The 17,333-nt window shown below is 64.5% G+C and carries 16 protein-coding genes; 11 read left to right on the top strand and 5 right to left on the bottom strand.

The window, feature by feature from the left end; translation table 11 throughout:
• Positions 1-10 precede the first annotated feature (10 nt).
• From EOA75_RS02375 to EOA75_RS02360, 4 genes are all read right to left on the bottom strand, one after another.
• Positions 11-1,312: a nitrate/nitrite transporter gene (locus EOA75_RS02375; protein WP_095829417.1), complete on the bottom strand. Its 1,302-nt coding sequence runs from the start codon at positions 1,310-1,312 to the stop codon at positions 11-13.
• A gap of 63 nt (positions 1,313-1,375) precedes the next feature.
• Positions 1,376-1,555: a hypothetical protein gene (locus EOA75_RS02370; RefSeq protein ID WP_095802340.1), complete on the bottom strand. Its 180-nt coding sequence runs from the start codon at positions 1,553-1,555 to the stop codon at positions 1,376-1,378.
• Positions 1,556-1,911: 356 nt separating this feature from the next.
• Positions 1,912-3,144: a CmpA/NrtA family ABC transporter substrate-binding protein gene (locus EOA75_RS02365; RefSeq protein WP_127323526.1), complete on the bottom strand. Its 1,233-nt coding sequence runs from the start codon at positions 3,142-3,144 to the stop codon at positions 1,912-1,914.
• Positions 3,141-3,743, bottom strand: a complete 603-nt coding sequence (locus EOA75_RS02360; protein ID WP_066992153.1) for an ANTAR domain-containing response regulator — start codon at positions 3,741-3,743, stop codon at positions 3,141-3,143. Before EOA75_RS02360 ends, EOA75_RS02365 begins: the two co-directional genes overlap by 4 nt.
• Before the next feature lie 273 nt (positions 3,744-4,016).
• Between EOA75_RS02360 and EOA75_RS02355 the strand changes: the two genes are divergently transcribed.
• The 11 genes from EOA75_RS02355 (at position 4,017) to otsB (ending at position 16,963) form a co-directional block, all read left to right on the top strand.
• Positions 4,017-4,901, top strand: coding sequence for an AraC family transcriptional regulator (locus tag EOA75_RS02355; protein ID WP_095829463.1), 885 nt, complete (start codon positions 4,017-4,019; stop codon positions 4,899-4,901).
• A gap of 227 nt (positions 4,902-5,128) precedes the next feature.
• The gene (locus tag EOA75_RS02350) at positions 5,129-6,196 is read left to right on the top strand and encodes a sugar ABC transporter substrate-binding protein (RefSeq protein WP_066992156.1); all 1,068 of its coding nucleotides are present in this window, start codon (positions 5,129-5,131) and stop codon (positions 6,194-6,196) included.
• Positions 6,197-6,424: 228 nt separating this feature from the next.
• Positions 6,425-7,237, top strand: coding sequence for an ATP-binding cassette domain-containing protein (locus EOA75_RS02345; RefSeq protein WP_066992159.1), 813 nt, complete (start codon positions 6,425-6,427; stop codon positions 7,235-7,237).
• Complete coding sequence (locus EOA75_RS02340) at positions 7,234-8,487, top strand: ABC transporter permease (protein WP_066992162.1); 1,254 nt, start codon at positions 7,234-7,236, stop codon at positions 8,485-8,487. Before EOA75_RS02345 ends, EOA75_RS02340 begins: the two co-directional genes overlap by 4 nt.
• Positions 8,488-8,508: 21 nt before the next feature.
• The gene (locus EOA75_RS02335; protein ID WP_127323525.1) at positions 8,509-9,237 is read left to right on the top strand and encodes an SDR family oxidoreductase; all 729 of its coding nucleotides are present in this window, start codon (positions 8,509-8,511) and stop codon (positions 9,235-9,237) included.
• 40 nt (positions 9,238-9,277) lie between these two features.
• On the top strand, positions 9,278-10,036 hold the full coding sequence (locus tag EOA75_RS02330) for a glucose 1-dehydrogenase (protein WP_095802296.1): 759 nt from the start codon (positions 9,278-9,280) through the stop codon (positions 10,034-10,036).
• 40 nt (positions 10,037-10,076) lie between these two features.
• Positions 10,077-10,847 (top strand): L-iditol 2-dehydrogenase, encoded by a 771-nt coding sequence (locus EOA75_RS02325; protein ID WP_127323524.1) that lies wholly within the window; start codon positions 10,077-10,079, stop codon positions 10,845-10,847.
• A gap of 93 nt (positions 10,848-10,940) precedes the next feature.
• The gene (locus EOA75_RS02320) at positions 10,941-11,999 is read left to right on the top strand and encodes a glycosyltransferase family 4 protein (protein WP_127323523.1); all 1,059 of its coding nucleotides are present in this window, start codon (positions 10,941-10,943) and stop codon (positions 11,997-11,999) included.
• A 40-nt stretch (positions 12,000-12,039) separates the two neighbouring features.
• Positions 12,040-14,202: an amylo-alpha-1,6-glucosidase gene (locus EOA75_RS02315; RefSeq protein ID WP_127323522.1), complete on the top strand. Its 2,163-nt coding sequence runs from the start codon at positions 12,040-12,042 to the stop codon at positions 14,200-14,202.
• A gap of 188 nt (positions 14,203-14,390) precedes the next feature.
• Positions 14,391-16,184 (top strand): trehalose-6-phosphate synthase, encoded by a 1,794-nt coding sequence (locus EOA75_RS02310; protein ID WP_127323521.1) that lies wholly within the window; start codon positions 14,391-14,393, stop codon positions 16,182-16,184.
• Positions 16,181-16,963: a trehalose-phosphatase gene (gene otsB, locus EOA75_RS02305; RefSeq protein WP_127323520.1), complete on the top strand. Its 783-nt coding sequence runs from the start codon at positions 16,181-16,183 to the stop codon at positions 16,961-16,963. Before EOA75_RS02310 ends, otsB begins: the two co-directional genes overlap by 4 nt.
• 93 nt (positions 16,964-17,056) lie before the next feature.
• Here the strand turns inward: otsB and EOA75_RS02300 are convergent, their stop codons facing one another.
• Complete coding sequence (locus EOA75_RS02300) at positions 17,057-17,332, bottom strand: hypothetical protein (protein WP_127323519.1); 276 nt, start codon at positions 17,330-17,332, stop codon at positions 17,057-17,059.
• Position 17,333 lies beyond the last annotated feature (1 nt).

The following is a 17,333-nucleotide window of genomic DNA, read 5'->3' as shown; positions in this document are numbered from 1 at the left end:
CAGCTCCGATCTATTCGGCGGCGTAGGTGAGGGGCGCGGGCTTTACGGCGGCCGCGCGCTCCATCCGGCGGATGGTGGCGTGCATCCAGAGAAGGCACGAGACCACGATGACGAAGAGCAGCATGAAGCAGCTCGACCAGACGCCGGTGAGGTCGTTCAGCGCGCCGAAGGCGATCGGCAGGATGAAGCCGCCGAGGCCGCCGATCATGCCCACCACCCCGCCGACCGCGCCGACGCTCTGCGGGTAGTAGACGGGGATGTGCTTGTAGACGGCGGCCTTGCCGAGGCTCATGAAGAAGCCGAGCACGCAGGCGACGGCGATGAAGGCGAGCGGGCCGATCTCGACATGGAACGGGATCGGCCCGCTGATACCGCGCACGACGTAATCTGCCGAGGGGAGAGACAGAACGAGGGTCGCGACGGCAGATACGGCGAAGGTCCAATAGAGCACGGTACGGGCGCCGATGCGGTCGGAAAGCACGCCGCCATAAGCGCGGAAAATGCTTGCGGGGATCGAATAGGCGGCGCCGATCATGCCGGCGGTGGCGATGCCGAAGCCATAGACGCCGATCAGATAGCGCGGCAGCCAGAGCGAGAGCGCCACGAACGCACCGAAGGAGAAGAAGTAGTAGAAGGCGAAGCGCCAGACCTGCAGGTTCTTCAGCGGCGCGAATTCCTGCCAGAAGCTTCTCGCCGGTACTGCCTTACCGGCACGGCGCTCGCGGATGACCGGATCGTCGCTGGTCATGAACCAGAACACGCCGGCCATGACAACCAGCGCTGCGGCCCAGATCAGCGCGACCGACTGCCAGCCCCAGGCAATCAGTACGAGCGGCGCCAGGAACTTGGTGACCGCGGCGCCGACATTGCCAACGCCGAAGATGCCGAGAGCCGTGCCTTGTTTGCGCGCGGGGAAGAAGCGCGAAACATAGGCGACGCCGACCGCGAAGGAGCCGCCGGCAAGCCCGACGCCGAGCGCCGCGACCAGCATCTGCTCATAGGTGTGCGCAAAGGCGAGCAGGAAGGTCGCGACCGCCGCCGCGAGCATGGTCATGGTGTAGACCAGCCGGCCGCCGTAGCGGTCGGTCCAGACGCCGAGCACCATGCGCACGAGCGAGCCGGTGAGGATCGGCGTGCCGACCAGCAGTCCGAACTCGGTCTCGTTCAAGCCGAGCTCCTGCTTTATGCGCACGCCGATGATGGAGAAGATCGTCCACACCGCGAAGCAGACGGTGAAGGCGATGGTGGAGATGACGAGCGCCTGCCGGGAGCTACTGTCCTGGCTGGGCGCGGCTTGGAGGTTTGCGGTCATGGTCGGCTCCGTTTGCGGCGTGGGAGGCACCGCGTGTTGTGTTGATCAAAGGCTCGGCATCGGTCAGCGCGCCGAGGCTGGGACCTGCGCGGTGACTTGCGGACCCTTGGCCTCTCTGTCGTGATTGGTGGGAAACAGCAGAAGCGCGGCGGCGAACCCCACCGCCGTCAGGATGCTGCTCGCCAGGAAATCGCGGCGGGTGAAATCCTTTAGGGAAGCGCCAGTTCCGATCCGTTTCGTCATCGTCGTCTCCGTCCGGCGCCTCCTGGGATCGGCGCCTTCGATTGCGTTTCGGTCCAAAACAAAAAAGCTGCCGACCAGGCCTGTCGCGTCCGTACATCCGGGACACGCGTCGACCTGAGCGGCAGCTTTGCCTGTGGCGCCCGCCATTGGACGCCTGTTCTATTGCCCGCGAGGGGCGCGATTATCTTAAAGCACGAAGCGTGCCAGTTTGCGTGGAAGACGGATTTCCAGGAGAATCAAAGCGGTAGGCGCTTCAGGCGCCGGCCCGGCCGAGCCGAGACACGGTCAAACGTTGATCAACGGAGCGGGCAGGGCGCACAAATTTTGCGCAATGCACAAGAATGGCGCGCAAATGATCAGTCGCGATTCTGGGCCGCGATGTAGGCATCGATCCGATCGGGATCGAAGATCTGGCCGTCGAAGAATCCGTCCGGGCCGAGCACAAGGCTCGCCCCGGCCGAGCCGACCGGCGTCGCGGTCTTCAGCGCGCCTTCCACTTTGGCGTTGGCGCCGGGCAGGGCCACGCCGAGCGGCTTCAGCGCCGAGCGGTAGAGATCGGGCCGGTAGCAGTCGCGGGCGATCGCTAGGTTTTGCGGTGTATGCGGCAATTGTCCCCAGCGCACCATCTGCGTGTAGAACCAGAGCGCATGGCTCTTCCAGGGAAAGTTCGCCGCCTTGTCGAAGGGCAGGAAGAAAGCCTCGACGCTGCGCTCCGGGCCGCCGCCGAGCTGAAGTCGCCCGGTGAGTGCCGGCATCTGGATCGCCTCCGGCTGCCCGAGGAACGCAGGCTTGGCCATCAGCGCGGCCAGCGCGTCGCGGTTCACCGGATCCTGGCACCAGCGCGCGGAGTGATGCAGCGCTCTCAGCAGCGCCGCCAGCGCGTCGGGGTTTTCCTCGGCCCAGCTTCTGCGCGCGCCGATCACCTTTTCCGGGCTGTTGCGCCACAGCAGCGCCTTGACGGTGACGATGCGGCCGGTGCGGGCGGCGACGGCGGCACTGTTCCAGGGCTCTCCGACGCAATAGCCGTCGATGCGGCCGGCGGAGAGCGCATCGGCCATGAAGGGCGGCGGCACGATGACGATCTCGACATCGCGGTCGGGATCGATGCTGCAGGCGGCGAGCCAGTAGCGCAGCTCGTAATTATGCCCGGAATGCGGATGGACGACGGCGAAACGCAAAGGCTCGCGGCCGGCGGCCGCCCGCTCGCGGATCAGAGCGCCAAGCGCCGTCCCGGCGCGCGCCGGATCGAGATCGGGCGCGGCCCCGTGCGCCGACATGCCTTGCCACACCGCACTGGAGACGGTGACGCAGTTGCCGCCAAGCCCGAGCGAGAAGGGCACTATGGTCTCCGAGGCAAGCGGCGTGAGGCCGAGGCTGCAGGCGAGCGGCATCGGCCCCAGCATATGTGCCACGTCGAAATGGCCGATGGCGATGCGGTCTCGGATGTTGGCCCACGAGGTCTCGCGATGCAGCTTGAGCTCGATGCCTTCGCGGGTGGCAAAGCCCATCTCGCCGGCTGCTACGAGGACGGCGCTGTCGAAGAGCGGCATGAAGCCGGCGGTGATCTGGTGCGCGGCAGTCTTGCTCATTCGCCCTCCAGCGGGCCCAGCAATCCCGCCGCCGTCACCAGGCTCTGGGCGATGTCGGCGATCTTGCGGTTCTGGTTCATGGCGGTCTTGCGAAGAAGCGCGTAAGCGGCCTCCTCGCTCAAGCCGCGCGACTTCATCAATATGCCTTTGGCGCGATCGACGACCTTGCGGTTCTCGAGCTCGCTGCGCGCCTCCTCCAGTTCGCGCGCCATGCGCGAGAAGGCGTTGAAGCGGCTGATCGTCATGTCAAGAATCGGCTTGATGCGCTCCTTCTTCAGCCCGTCGACCACATAGGCGGACACGCCGGCTTCGACCGCCGCCTCGATCGAGGCCCGGTCGGAGCGGTCGACGAACATAGCGATCGGCCGTTTCACTGCTCGCGAAAGCTGGAACATGTTCTCCAGCATGTCGCGGTTGGGGTTTTCGAGATCGATGACGATGACATCCGGCTCGATCTCGGCGATGCGCTTGGCAATGCCGGCCACGTCATGAACAACGGTGACATGGCGATGGCCGGCGTCCCGCAATCCGGCCTCAATGATCGAGGCGCGGATGCGGTTCTCGTCGATAACAAGGATGGTCAACGAACCAGCGGACATGCGCCCTATTGTGCAGCCCGGCCGGAATTGTGCAATGCGGTAGCGTGGTCCGCGGCGACTTTCCCTCGCCCAAACGCCGCCGGCCAGTCGCCGATATTCGAAGCTTCTAATTTTCGAAGGCAGGTTTTTCGCTGGGCCAAAAAGGTCAAAAACGTATCAGTCGGCGCGGCGTGGCGAGGTGGCGCACATCCTTGGCCGCCGCTATCCTGACCCTAGATGAGCCGGAAGAAACGGCCGCGGTTCGAAGGCTGGCACAGCCTGCGGGAGGAATCGATGGGACCCGATCTGGAAGTCATACAGATAAGGCCTGGCGAGTCGTTCGCGGTGAGGTGGCATGGCTATCCCTACCATACGGTGCGCTGGCATTTTCATCCGGAATACGAACTGCACCAGATCGTCGCGACCAAGGGCCGCTATTTCGTCGGCGACTTCATCGGCGAGTTCGAGGTCGGCAACCTCGTTCTCACCGGTCCGAACCTGCCGCACAACTGGATCAGCGAGGTTCCGGAAGGTCAGTCAGTTCCGCTGCGCTGCAGGCTGGTCCAGTTCAGCGAGGAATTCATCGGCGGCGCGATCGTCACTTTTCCCGAGCTTGGCGCGGTCTCGCCACTGCTCGAGCTCGCGCGGCGCGGCGTCCTGTTCAGCGCCAGTGTGAGCAGGGCGGTCATGCCGTTGCTGGCGGAGATCACTCATGCTTACGGCGTTCACAGGATCAGCCTGTTCATGTCGATCATGGAGGCGCTGAGCCGCGAAACTACGCCGCGCGTGCTCGCCAGCGAGAACTATCTGCCGGACCCGTCCGGATACATGTCTGCGGGCATGAACCAGGCGCTCGCCTATATCCGCGAGAACCTGACCCAGCAATTCAACGAAGGCGATCTGGCGGCAATCGCGGGACAGACGCCGAGCGCCTTCTCGCGCTCGTTTCGCAAGCATACCGGCATGTCGCTGCTGCAGTACATCAAGCGGCTGCGCATCAATCTCGCCTGCCAGATCCTGATGAGCGACGAAGAGGCGCAGATCTCGGACATCTGCTTCGAGGTCGGCTTCAACAATCTGTCGAACTTCAATCGCCAGTTCCTGGCCGAGAAGGGCATGCCGCCCTCGCAGTTCAGGAGATTGGTTGCGGATAATTTCGCGGCCGCGCGCGCCGCATAGAAAGGAGTTCGGGAGGAGAAACAAGCCTTAGACAAGAACCAGGACGAAGCGGTGGGTCGCGCAAGCGAACCAGCGATGGACGAGTATTTCCTCGTGTCATGCCAGCGGGAGGAAGCCGTGAGGCTGCTGCACGAGTTCACTGGACTTCCGATGGGGTGCGCGAGCAGCATCCGCGGCTCGATGTCGAAGTCCGTTTAGATCACACAATGGGAATTGGAGAAGACCTTATGTCCAGATACGTGTCCAGATTGACAGCAGCCGCGATGGCCGTCTCGAGCCTCGCTCTTGGGGCGACTTTTGCCAATGCGCAGGATATCGCCGGCTCCACGGTCGCGTTCCTGATGCCCGACCAGGGCTCGACGCGTTACGAAGAGCATGATCATCCGGGCTTCGTCGCTGAAATGAAGAAGCTTTGCGACAGCTGCAAGGTGCTCTATCTCAATGCCGACGCCGACGTCACCAAGCAGCAGCAGCAGTTCAACTCCGTCATCACCCAGGGCGCGAAGGTTGTCGTGCTCGACCCGGTCGATTCGGCGGCGGCGGCCTCGCTGGTGCACAATGCGCAGGCTCAGGGCGTCAAGGTGATCGCCTATGACCGTCCGATCCCCACGGCCAAGGCCGATTTCTATGTATCGTTCGACAACAAGGCCATCGGCAAGGCGATCGCCGCCTCGCTGGTCGAGCATCTCAAAGCCAAGGGCGTGTCGAGCGACGGCGATGTCGGCGTGCTGCAGATCAACGGCTCGCCGACCGACGCCGCGGCGGGCCTGATCAAGGACGGCATCCATGAGGGTCTCAAGACCGGCAGCTACAAGACGCTCGCCGAGTTTGACACGCCGAACTGGGCGCCATCGAATGCCCAGCAATGGGCGGCGGGACAGATCTCGCGCTTCGGCAACAAGATCGTCGGCGTGGTCGCCGCCAACGACGGCACGGGCGGCGGCGCCATTGCCGCCTTCAAGGCAGCCGGCGTCGATCCGGTGCCGCCGGTGACGGGCAACGACGCGACGATCGCCGCCTTGCAGCTCATCATTGCCGGCGACCAGTACAACACTATCTCCAAGCCGAGCGAAATCGTCGCCGCGGCGGCGGCAAACGTTGCTGTGCAGCTTCTCAAGGGCGAGACTCCGAAAGCCGAGACAACGCTGTACGATACGCCCTCGCAACTCTTCGTGCCGGCGGTGGTGACGCAGGAGAATTTGAAGGCCGAAATCATCGACAAGAAGATCCAGACCGCAGCCCAGCTCTGCACCGACCGCTACGCCGAAGGCTGCAAGAAGCTCGGCATTCAATAAGGAGCGATGCGGCTGAAGCCGCATCGTCTGCCAGAAGCGATGCGGCCCAAGGGTGCATCGTCTTCGAGGAGCGAGGCGGCGGAGCCGTATCGTCTCCAACAGCGATGCGGCGCAGCCGCGTCGCCTGCGATATGCTCGGCTGGCCCGTCAGGGCTGAGAGCCGGGTGTGTCCGGCCGCTCCCTCCTGGCGGCCGGACAGATCGACCAAAACGCGGGAAGAGACACGCAATGGCAATACCCGACGCACCGCCCACGACGAGCCGTCCGCCGGTGCTTAGCCTGCGCGGCATCTCGAAGAATTTCGGCGCGGTGTCGGCTCTCACCGACGTCGATCTCGACATCAATGCCGGGGAAATCGTAGCCCTGGTTGGCGACAACGGCGCCGGCAAGTCGACGCTGGTGAAAATCCTGGCCGGCGCGCATATGCCGAGCTCGGGCTCGATCACTTTCGACGGCCAGCCGGTGACGCTTGCCAATCCCGCCGCGGCGCTGAAGCTCGGCATCGCCACCGTCTTCCAGGATCTCGCGCTCTGCGAAAACCTCGACGTCGTGGCCAACATCTTTCTCGGCCGCGAGCTTCATCCGCTTCGCCTCGACGAGGTCTCGATGGAGGTCCGCGCCTGGACACTGCTCAACGAGCTCTCGGCACGGATTCCCAGCGTGCGCGAGCCGGTGGCGTCGCTGTCGGGCGGGCAGCGGCAGACGGTGGCGATCGCCCGCTCGCTGCTGATGGAGCCGCGCGTGATCCTCCTCGACGAGCCCACCGCCGCACTCGGCGTCGCGCAGACCGCTGAAGTGCTGAATCTCATTGAGCGCGTGCGGGATCGCGGGCTGGGCGTCGTCATGATCAGCCACAACATGGAGGACGTGCGCGCCGTGGCCGACCGCATCGTGGTGCTGAGGCTCGGCCGCAACAACGGCATCTTCCTGCCCGGCGCCTCCAATCAGGAGCTGGTCACGGCGATCACCGGCGCCGACGACAATGCGGTCTCGCGGCGCGGCAGGCGCACGGCCGAGAAAGCGCAAGGAGAACAGCCATGACCACGGCGTCCGACCGCAATCCCGGCGCGCTGCTCGATCGCAGCGACGAACGGCTGAAGGATCGCAGCGGCGCCAAGGGCGCCATCAGGGGCTTCCTCGACCGCGTCCGCTCCGGCGATCTCGGCTCGCTGCCCGTGGTGGTCGGGCTGGTTTTGATCTGCACGATCTTCCAGACGCTCAACCCGGTATTCCTGTCGCCGAACAATCTGGTCAATCTTTTGTTCGACTGCTCGACGGTCGGCATCATCTCGCTCGGCATCGTCTGCGTGCTAATGGTGGGCGAGATCGACCTGTCCGTCGGGTCCGTCAGCGGCCTGGCCTCCGCGCTGCTCGGCGTGCTGTGGGTGCAGTGGGGCTGGCCGGTCGCGCTTGCCATGCTGGCGGCGATGGCGGTCGGGTTCGTGACCGGCTGCGTCTACGCGCTGCTGCTCAACAGGCTCGGCATGCCAAGCTTCGTCTCGACGCTTTCGGGCCTGCTCGCCTTCCTGGGATTGCAGCTCTACATCCTCGGCCCGACGGGCTCGATCAACCTGCCTTACGATTCGCCGCTGGTGAATTTCGGCCAGCTTCTGGTGATGCCACACTGGGTGTCGCACACTTTGGCCGTCGTGCCCGGCGTGCTTGCCCTGGCTCTCGGCTATCGCAAGGCGCAACGCCGCCAGGCCGCCGGCCTGTCATCGCGTTCGCTGGGCGGGCTGCTGCTCCAGGCGGTCGCGATCACGGTCGCGCTCGAACTGGTGGCTTACTACCTCAACCTGTCGCGCGGCGTGCCCTGGATGTTCGCGTTGTTCGTCGGCCTGGTCGTGGCGATGAACTATGCGCTGAAGCGCACCCAATGGGGCCGCTCGATGACCGCTGTCGGCGGCAACCGCGAAGCGGCGCGTCGCGCCGGCATCAATGTCCGGCTGATCTACGCCAGCGCCTTCGCGCTCTGCGCCACGCTGGCGGCGACGGGCGGCCTGCTCTCGGCAGCACGCCTGGCAACCGCCAGCCAGCAGGCCGGCACCGGCGACGTCAATCTCAACGCCATCGCGGCGGCCGTCATCGGCGGCACCAGCCTGTTCGGCGGCCGCGGCAGCGCCTATTCGGCGCTGCTTGGCATCATCGTCATCCAATCCATCGCAAGCGGCCTGACGCTGCTCGATCTGTCATCCTCGCTCCGGTACATGATCACCGGCTGCGTGCTGGCGATCGCGGTCATCGTCGATTCTCTCGCCCGCCGCTCGCGTGTTTCACACGGCCGCGCCTGAGGCCTATCGAAGAGGATCGCAATGTCTGAAAGTCTTTCCGGCAAGGTTGCCGCAATCACTGGCGCTGCCTCGGGCATCGGGTTGGAATGCGCCCGCACCATGCTCGCAGCCGGCGCGAAGGTCGTCCTGGTCGACCGGGCCGAGGACCGGCTTCAGGAACTTGTCGCGGAGCTCGGCGACAATGCTTATGCCGTCGTCACCGACCTGCTCGATCCGGCGAGCGTCAACCGCATGGTGCCCGAGATCCTCGAAAAGGCGGGCCAGCTCGACATCTTCCATGCCAATGCCGGCGCCTATGTCGGCGGGGAGGTAGCGTCGGGCGATCCCGACCAGTGGGATAGGATGCTCAACCTCAACGTCAACGCCGTGTTCCGCACGGTGCACGCCGTGCTGCCGCATATGATCGAGCGGAAGAAGGGCGATATCATCGTCACCAGTTCGGTGGCCGGCTTCGTTCCCGTGGTCTGGGAGCCGATCTACACCGCCTCGAAATTCGCCGTGCAGGCATTCGTCCATACGGTTCGGCGCCAGGTGCTGAAGCACGGCATTCGCGTCGGTGCAGTCGCTCCCGGTCCGGTGGTGACGGCGCTGCTCAGCGACTGGCCAAAGGCCAAGATGGAAGAAGCGCTCGCCGCCGGCAGCCTGATGGAGGCGAAGGAAGTGGCGGACGCCGTGCTGTTCATGCTGACGCGACCGCGCAACATCACCATTCGCGACCTCGTCATCCTGCCGCAGAGCGTGGACATCTGAGCGGCTCGCCGACCGGCCCTCGCAGAACGGAACCGCCGCCATGATCCTCGACCGCTTCCGACTGGACGACAGGGTCGCGCTGGTGACCGGCGGCACGCGCGGCATCGGCCTCGCCATCGCGAAGGCGCTCGGCGAAGCCGGCGCACGCGTCGTCGTTGCGGGCCGGACGATGAAGGATGATGCGCGGCAGGAACTCGCGGGCCTCGCCTTCGACTTTCACGCCGCCGAGATGCTGGACGAGAAAGCGCCGGACAGGCTGGTCGCCGACACGCTCGCCAAGGCCGGCCGCCTCGACATTCTGGTCAACAGCGCCGGCATCGCCATCCATGGCGACAGCGGCGACTATCCGGAGGACATCTGGCGGCAGACGATGGCGATCAATGTCGATGCCGTCTTCCGCTGCTGCCGGGCGGCGCTGGCGCCGATGCGGCGCCAGGGAGGCGGCGCGATCCTCAATGTCGGCTCGATTTCCGGCATCGTCTCCAACATTCCCCAGAACCAGGTTGCCTATAACAGTTCCAAGGCGGCGGTGCACATGATGACCAAGAGCCTCGCCAGCGAGGTGGCGGCCGATAACATCCGCGTCAACGCCGTCGCGCCCGGCTATATCGAAACGGACCTTTCGCGCGGCGGCATCGAGAATCCGGAATGGTTCCCGATCTGGCGCGGCATGACGCCGATGGGCCGCGTCGGCCAGCCGGAAGAAGTTGCGGCGGCCGCACTTTTCCTGTGCTCTCCCGCCTCAAGCTACGTGACCGGCGAGGTGCTGGTCATCGACGGCGGCTATACCACACGCTGAGATGGCGCTGAGCTTAGGGCGCTGAGACAGGAGAATTGCGATGAAACTCAAGGACAAGGTCGCCGTCGTCACTGGCGGCGCGCAAGGCATCGGCGCAGCCATCGTGCGCGGTTTCGCCGCCGAAGGCGCCAATGTCGTGATCGCCGATATGGCACTCGACAAGGCGGAAGCGCTTGCGCGCGAGCTCGAAGGCAAAGCTACCGCTCTGCAACTCGACGTGCGCGACCTCGCCTCGATCGAGGCGATGGTCGCTTCGGTGACGAGGACGCATGGCGGGATCGACATCCTGGTCAACAATGCCGCCGTCTTCGACATGGGGCCGCTTCTCGAGATTTCGGAGAAAAGCTTCGACCTGCAATTCTCGGTCAATGTGAAAGGGCTGTTGTTCACGCTGCAGGCGGTGGCCAAGCGTATGGTCGCCCAGGGGCGCAAGGGGAAGATCATCAACATGGCCTCGCAGGCGGGTCGGCGCGGCGAGGCGCTGGTCGCCGTCTACTGCGCCACCAAGGCCGCCGTAATCAGCATCACGCAATCGGCCGGCCTTGCGCTGATCAAGCACGGCATCAACGTCAACGGCATCGCGCCTGGTGTGGTCGACACGCCGATGTGGGACCAGGTCGACGCCCTGTTCGCGCGCTACGAGAACCTGCCGATCGGCGAGAAGAAGCGGCAGGTCGGGCTGGCGGTGCCGGCGGGGCGCATGGGCGATCCCGACGATCACCGGGGTGCGGCCGTCTTCCTGGCATCGAGCGAGGCCGACTACGTCGTGGCGCAGACGCTCAATGTGGACGGCGGCAACTGGATGAGTTGATTGGCCGAAGCTCGAGGCCTCGCCTGCGACAATCGGGCAGGAACGATCTGGCGGCTTACGCATTTTGGTTCCCATCAACCATTTGAGGGAACCATGCGCATCGCTCATGTCGCGCCGCTCTACGAATCCGTGCCGCCGAAACTATATGGCGGCACCGAGCGGATCGTGTCCTATCTCACCGAAGCGCTGGTGGAAGTCGGGCACGAAGTGACCCTGTTCGCCAGCGGCGACAGTGAGACCTCGGCGCGGCTGGTGCCCGGTCGCGACCAGGCGATCCGTCTTGATCCGCGGCCGAAAAAGTCCGAGATTGCGGCGCATATGGCGATGCTTTGCCAGGTGCGCGAGCGGGCGGACGAGTTCGACGTCATCCACTTCCATCTCAGCCATTTCGTGCATTTTCCATTCTTCGAACACATGGCGGGGCGAACGGTGACGACCCCGCATGGCCGGCTCGACTATGTCGACCTGGCGCCGGCCTACAAGCGCTTCCCGCGCTTTCCGATGATCTCCATCTCGCACAGCCAGAAGCGCGGATTGCCCGACGCCAACTGGCTGGCGACGATCCATCACGGCATTCCGGTCGATGCGTATCAGCCCACCTACAATCCCTCGGCCGAGGAACCCTATTTGGCTTTCCTGGGCCGGCTGTCTCGCGACAAGCGCCCGGATCGAGCGATCGAGATCGCGCGAAGTTCCGGTTTGAAGCTTAAGCTGGCGGCCAAGATCGGCGATGACGATCGCGCCTATTTTCACGACGAGATCGAGGCGTTCGTCGACGGCGACCGGGTCGACTATGTCGGCGAGATCGCGGAACACGAGAAGGCCGAGTTTCTCGGCAATGCCGCGGGCCTGCTGTTTCCCATAGACTGGCCGGAGCCGTTCGGCCTGGCGCCGATCGAGGCGATGGCTTGCGGCACGCCGGTAATCGCCTGGAACTGCGGCGCCCTGCCGGAGCTCATCGACCAGGGCGTGACCGGCTTTGTCGTGGACTCTGTCGATGATGCGGTCGCTGCGATGCCGGTCCTGCTCGGACTGGACCGACGTCAGGTGAGAGTGGTCTTCGAAAAGCGGTTTTCAGCCACCAGGATGGCGCGCGACTATCTTGCCGCCTATATGCGCCTGATCGGCATCCAGGAGGCGAGAGCCTCCTGATCGGCATTCTCTTGGGGCGGGGCAAGCGAAGAGGTGACGAATGACGCAGCTCGACGAGCGCAAGCTCGATCCCGCCGTAGCCCTTGCCTCGCTCGACGAAACGGCGCCGCGGGAGCCGCACCGGCTGTTCGCGCTCAAACAGGGCGATTGTTTCGCGGTCACCGACGCCTATGGTGACATCAGGGGCGCCGGCGACGGTTTCTTTCGCGACGACACGCGCGTTCTTTCCGAGTTCCGCCTGACGATCGGCGGCAGGCCGATGTCGCTGCTCGGCGCCTCGCTCAGCCAGGACAATGTTCTCTTCACCAGCAACCTCACCAACTTGCCGATACAGAGCGCCGCCGGCCGCGACATTCCGCAAGGCGCGATCCATATCGAGCGCGTCAGGCTGATCTGGCAGGACAGGCTATTCGATCGCATCACGCTTTCCAACTACAGCCGCGAGCATTCGACCATCGCCATCTCCTTGCATTTCGCCGCCGACTTCCGCGACATGTTCGAGGTGCGCGGCTCGACACGGCCGAAACGCGGAACGGTCCATCTGGCGAAGACCGACAAGGCGTCCGTTATGCTCGGCTATGACGGTCTCGACGGCCTGCCGCGCCAGTCGGTAATCTCCTTCTCGCAAGCTCCCGACCAACTGAGCGACAATCGTGCCGACTTCCTCATCGCGGTGACCAAGCGCAGCAGCAAGGTGCTTTATGTCGAGGTGGGCCCGGAAGTTGCCGAAACGCCGAATCGCGACCGGTTCCGGGCCGCTGCCGCACGCGCGCGTTTTGCCATGCGCGCCAAGCGTCGGCATGGCGCCACGGTCCACAGCTCCGGTCGCGTCTTCAACGATTGGGTCGAACGCGCCCGCGCGGATGTCGCGTTGCTTACCACCGAGCTTCCTACCGGGCCTTATCCTTATGCCGGCATCCCGTGGTTCTCCACGGCCTTCGGCCGCGACGGCGTGATCTCCGGCTTGCAGATGCTGTGGCTCAATCCGGGTCTCGCGCGCGGCGTGCTGGCGTTCCTTGCCGAACATCAGGCGACGGAGACGTCGCCCTTCATCGATTCCCAGCCAGGCAAGATCATGCACGAGACGCGCAAGGGCGAAATGGCGGCGCTGCGCGAGCTTCCCTTCGGCCGCTATTATGGCGGCGTCGACACGACCCCGCTCTACATTCATCTCGCCTGCGCCTATGCCGACCGCACCGGCGACATGGCCTTCATCGACACGCTCTGGCCATCGCTCAAGGCGGCGGCCGAGTGGACGGAAGAGGCAAGCCGGGCAACGGGTTTCGTCACATACCAACGCGCGGCGGAGTCCGGCCTCGCCAACCAGGGCTGGAAAGACAGCGTCGACTCGGTCTTCCATGCCGATGGCCGCATGCCCAAGGGACCGATCGCGCTGGTCGAAGTGCAAGGCTATGTCTTTGCCGCTTATCGCGGCCTTGCCGCGCTCGCACGCCGCCGCGGCGAGTTTGCCGATGCCGAACATTGGGAGAACCGCGCCGAGGAAATGCGGATCGCCGTCGAGCGTGACTTCTGGATCGAGGATCTGAACTTCTACGCCATCGCGATCGACGGCGAAGGCCAGCCCTGCAAGGTGCGAACGTCAAATGCGGGGCATCTGCTTTATGCCGGGCTGCCGCAGCCGGAGCGCGCCAAGATTGTCGCCGATCAATTGCTGTCGGCTTCCTTCCATTCCGGCTGGGGACTGAGGACGCTTGCGGACGACGCGATCTTCTTCAACCCAATGTCCTACCATAACGGCTCGATCTGGCCGCACGACACGGCGCTCTGCGGTGTCGGCCTCTCGCGCTATGGAGAGCGCGAAAGTGTCGTGCGGCTGATGAGCGGCACGTTCGAGTCGGCCGTGCACTTCAACATGCGGCTGCCGGAATTGTTCTGCGGCTTCACCCGGGCGCCAGGCGAGGCGCCGATCGCCTATCCTGTCGCCTGTCTGCCGCAGGCCTGGTCGGCAGGCTCCACCTTCATGCTGATGCAGGCCTGCCTCGGTCTGGAAATCGACGGTTGGAAAGGCGAGTTGCGCGTCACCCGCCCACGGATGCCTATCGGTATCGACACGCTCACGCTCCGGCATCTGTCCGTCGGCAATAAGACTATCGACCTCACCTTCCAGCGTGTCGGGGACCGCGTCGTTGCCTTCCTCGCCGATCGGCATGAGGGCCTGGTGCCGCTGATTGTGCGGACTTAGACGGGTCGATTGCGCAATTCCGGACGGAAAACCGTTACGAGAGCGGAGTTCCGCAAATGCATCCGGCAGTCGAAAAATGTCGGAACCGACGAGCGCCCTATGCGTTTGCAAACCGGAACCGGCACACCTCTCCGCAGCCGGCAAGAACGAAAACAAAATAGCGAACAGCCGGAGGCAACCTGGCATCAATGGCACAGTATGGCGTCGACCTCTTGTGGGTCCTTATCCTAGCTAGTCTCGGACTCAGCGCTCTCGCGATCTTCGTCTCAATAACCAGGCACCGTCACCAGCATGCAACGGCTGTGAACACGCCCGGTGCGGGCGAGGACGTCGCATCGGAAGCCGCACGCAAGGTGTTGCGCGAATTCGAGAAGAACGGGCAGTCGGTCGACGCCGCCCTCGTCACCTGGTCACCGGAGACGCTGCGCAAGATCCTTGCCGAGGATCTGCCGGACGCACACGTCATCGTCGTCTCCAACCGCGAGCCCTACATCCACAATGAGGACGAGAACGGCGATGTCGAGCTCGTCGTGCCGGCGAGCGGACTGGTCTCGGCACTGGAGCCGATCACGCGCGCCTGCGCCGGCACCTGGATCGCCTATGGCGGCGGAAGCGCGGATCGTCAGGTCGTCGACCGCCACGACCGGGTACAGGTGCCGCCCGAAAATCCATCTTATGCCCTGCGCCGGGTCTGGCTGACCGATGAGGAATATCAGGGCTATTATCTCGGCTTCGCCAATGAAGGGCTTTGGCCGCTCTGCCATATAGCCTTTACCCGACCGATCTTCCGCGAGTCGGACTGGGCGGCCTACGAGGCCGTCAACCGGAAATTCGCCGAAACGGTGGTTGCCGAGGCGCGCAACGAGAGGCCGATCGTGCTGGTCCAGGATTATCATTTCGCGCTGCTGCCGCGCATGATCCGCGAGCGCCTGCCCGAGGCGATTGTCATCACCTTCTGGCACATCCCGTGGCCGAATTCGGAAGTGTTCAGCATCTGTCCGTGGCGCGAGCGCATTCTGGATGGGCTGCTGGGCAGCTCGATCATCGGCTTCCACACCCAGTTCCATGCCAACAACTTCACCGAGAGCGTCGACCGTTTCATGGAGAGCCGGATCGAACGGGCGGATGCCGCGGTGTCCTATGGCGGCCAGACGACTTTGGTCCACGCCTACCCGATCTCTATCGAATGGCCTGTGCAACTCCTGAAGAGCCTGCCGCCGGTCGAGGAATGCCGCGCGCAAATCCGCGAGCGGTTCGGAATTCCAGCCGACGCCAAGCTGTGCGTCGGTGTCGAGCGCCTCGACTACACCAAGGGCATTCTCGACCGCTTCCATGCGCTGGAGGAACTGTTCATCCGCTACCCTGAAATGGTCGGCAAGGCGGTGTTCCTCCAGGTCGCCGCACCGAGCCGGGGCACATTGCCGGCCTACAAGCACCTGCATGAGGAATGCCAGCGGCTCGCCGAGGGACTCAACGAGCGCTATGGCAACGGCAGCTATCGTCCAGTCGTGCTCGTGGCCGAGCATCACTCGCAGAAGGACGTCTACAAGATCTACCGCGCGGCCGACATCTGCCTCGTCACCAGCCTGCATGACGGCATGAACCTCGTGGCCAAGGAGTTCGTTGCCGCGCGCGATGACGAAGAGGGCGTGCTCCTGCTCAGCACGTTTGCCGGCGCCTCGCGCGAACTGCTCGAGGCGCTGATCGTCAATCCTTACGACGCGGCGATGATGAGCGAAGCCATGCGGCAGGCGCTGGTCATGGGGCCCGACGAGCAGCGCGAGCGCATGCGGCGCATGCGCGAGATCGTACGCGACAACAATGTCTATCGCTGGGCCGGCAGCATGCTGCTCGACGCGGCGCGATTGAGGAAGCGCGGCGAGCTCGACCGCGTCACGGCCTTGTCCGACCGCTCGGCAAACACCAACGGCGACAATGTCGTCTCTATCTTCGAACGCAAACAGGCAGTCGGATTCCGATGAACATCCAGGCAGATTTGACACCACCGCTTCCCGAAGGCCGGTGGGCGCTCTTCCTCGATATCGATGGCACCTTGCTCGAGCACGCCGCCCATCCAGATAGCGTCGCGGTCAGCGCGGAGTTGCGTTCGCTGCTGCAAACGGTCGAGCGCCGGCTGGATGGAGCGCTCGCCTTCATCACCGGCCGCTCTATCGCGGCCGTCGACCGGCTGTTCGAGCCTTTGAAGCTGCGGATCGCCGGCCTCTACGGGTTGGAGCACAGGCTGACACCGGACGGGCAAATCGAGGCCGCCGACGAGCCGGCGGATATGGCTGCACTTGCCGACGAAATCGAGCTGGAGCTGGCAAGCAAGGCCGTCTATGTCGAGCGCAAGGGGCCGGTGCTCGCCATCCACACGCGGGCGGCGCCGCAATTGCTGGCCCGCGCGACGGAACTGGTCGAGACAGCACTTGCCCGGCTGCCGAAAGGCTACCGCGTAATTGCCGGCAATGCCGGTGTCGAACTGATGCCGCTGGAGGCGGCCAAGGGCGCCGCAATCCGGCGCTTCATGCAGCTTGAACCTTTCACCGGACGGCGTCCGGTATTCCTCGGCGACGACACGTCCGACGAAAACGGTTTTGAGACCGTCAATGCCGCGGGCGGGATCTCGATCCGCGTGAGACCGCAGGGCGAGACCGCGGCGCGTTTCGCCATCGCCGATGTCGCCAGCGCGATCGCCTGGCTCGCGGCGAATTTCAATGACGGCTTCGAACCGGCGGACCGCAGCGATCTGGTTGCCTGATCAATCTCGGGAAAAGTGCGTCACGGTCCTTCGTCTGGGATCGCAAAAACGGCCCCACAACGGGGCCGTTTTGTCGGTAGCTGCACTGATTGGTTACTTGCTGCCGCCGTTCTCCTTGACGCTGCTGCAGAACTCCGGATGGCTGTTGGCTGCATTGGCGTTCTTGGCCTCGTCCTCACAAGCCGTCATCATCGCGGTCTGGTCCTCCGGCGACATTGCCTTCCACGCCTTCACGAAGGCGTCCTTGCTGACCATCGTTTTCATGCTGGAGTCGGTGTAGAAGGGCTGCATCTTGGCTGGGTCATCCAGCGCCGACGTGCCGGTTTCGCCAGCGGCGAGAGCCGAGCCGGCGACCATCGAAAGGGTCATT

The sequence above is a fragment of the Mesorhizobium sp. M1A.F.Ca.IN.022.07.1.1 genome (assembly GCF_003997575.1).
GTDB lineage: Bacteria > Pseudomonadota > Alphaproteobacteria > Rhizobiales > Rhizobiaceae > Mesorhizobium.
Note: the sequence above shows the minus strand (reverse complement) of the source record. Positions and strands in the feature narration are given on the sequence as shown.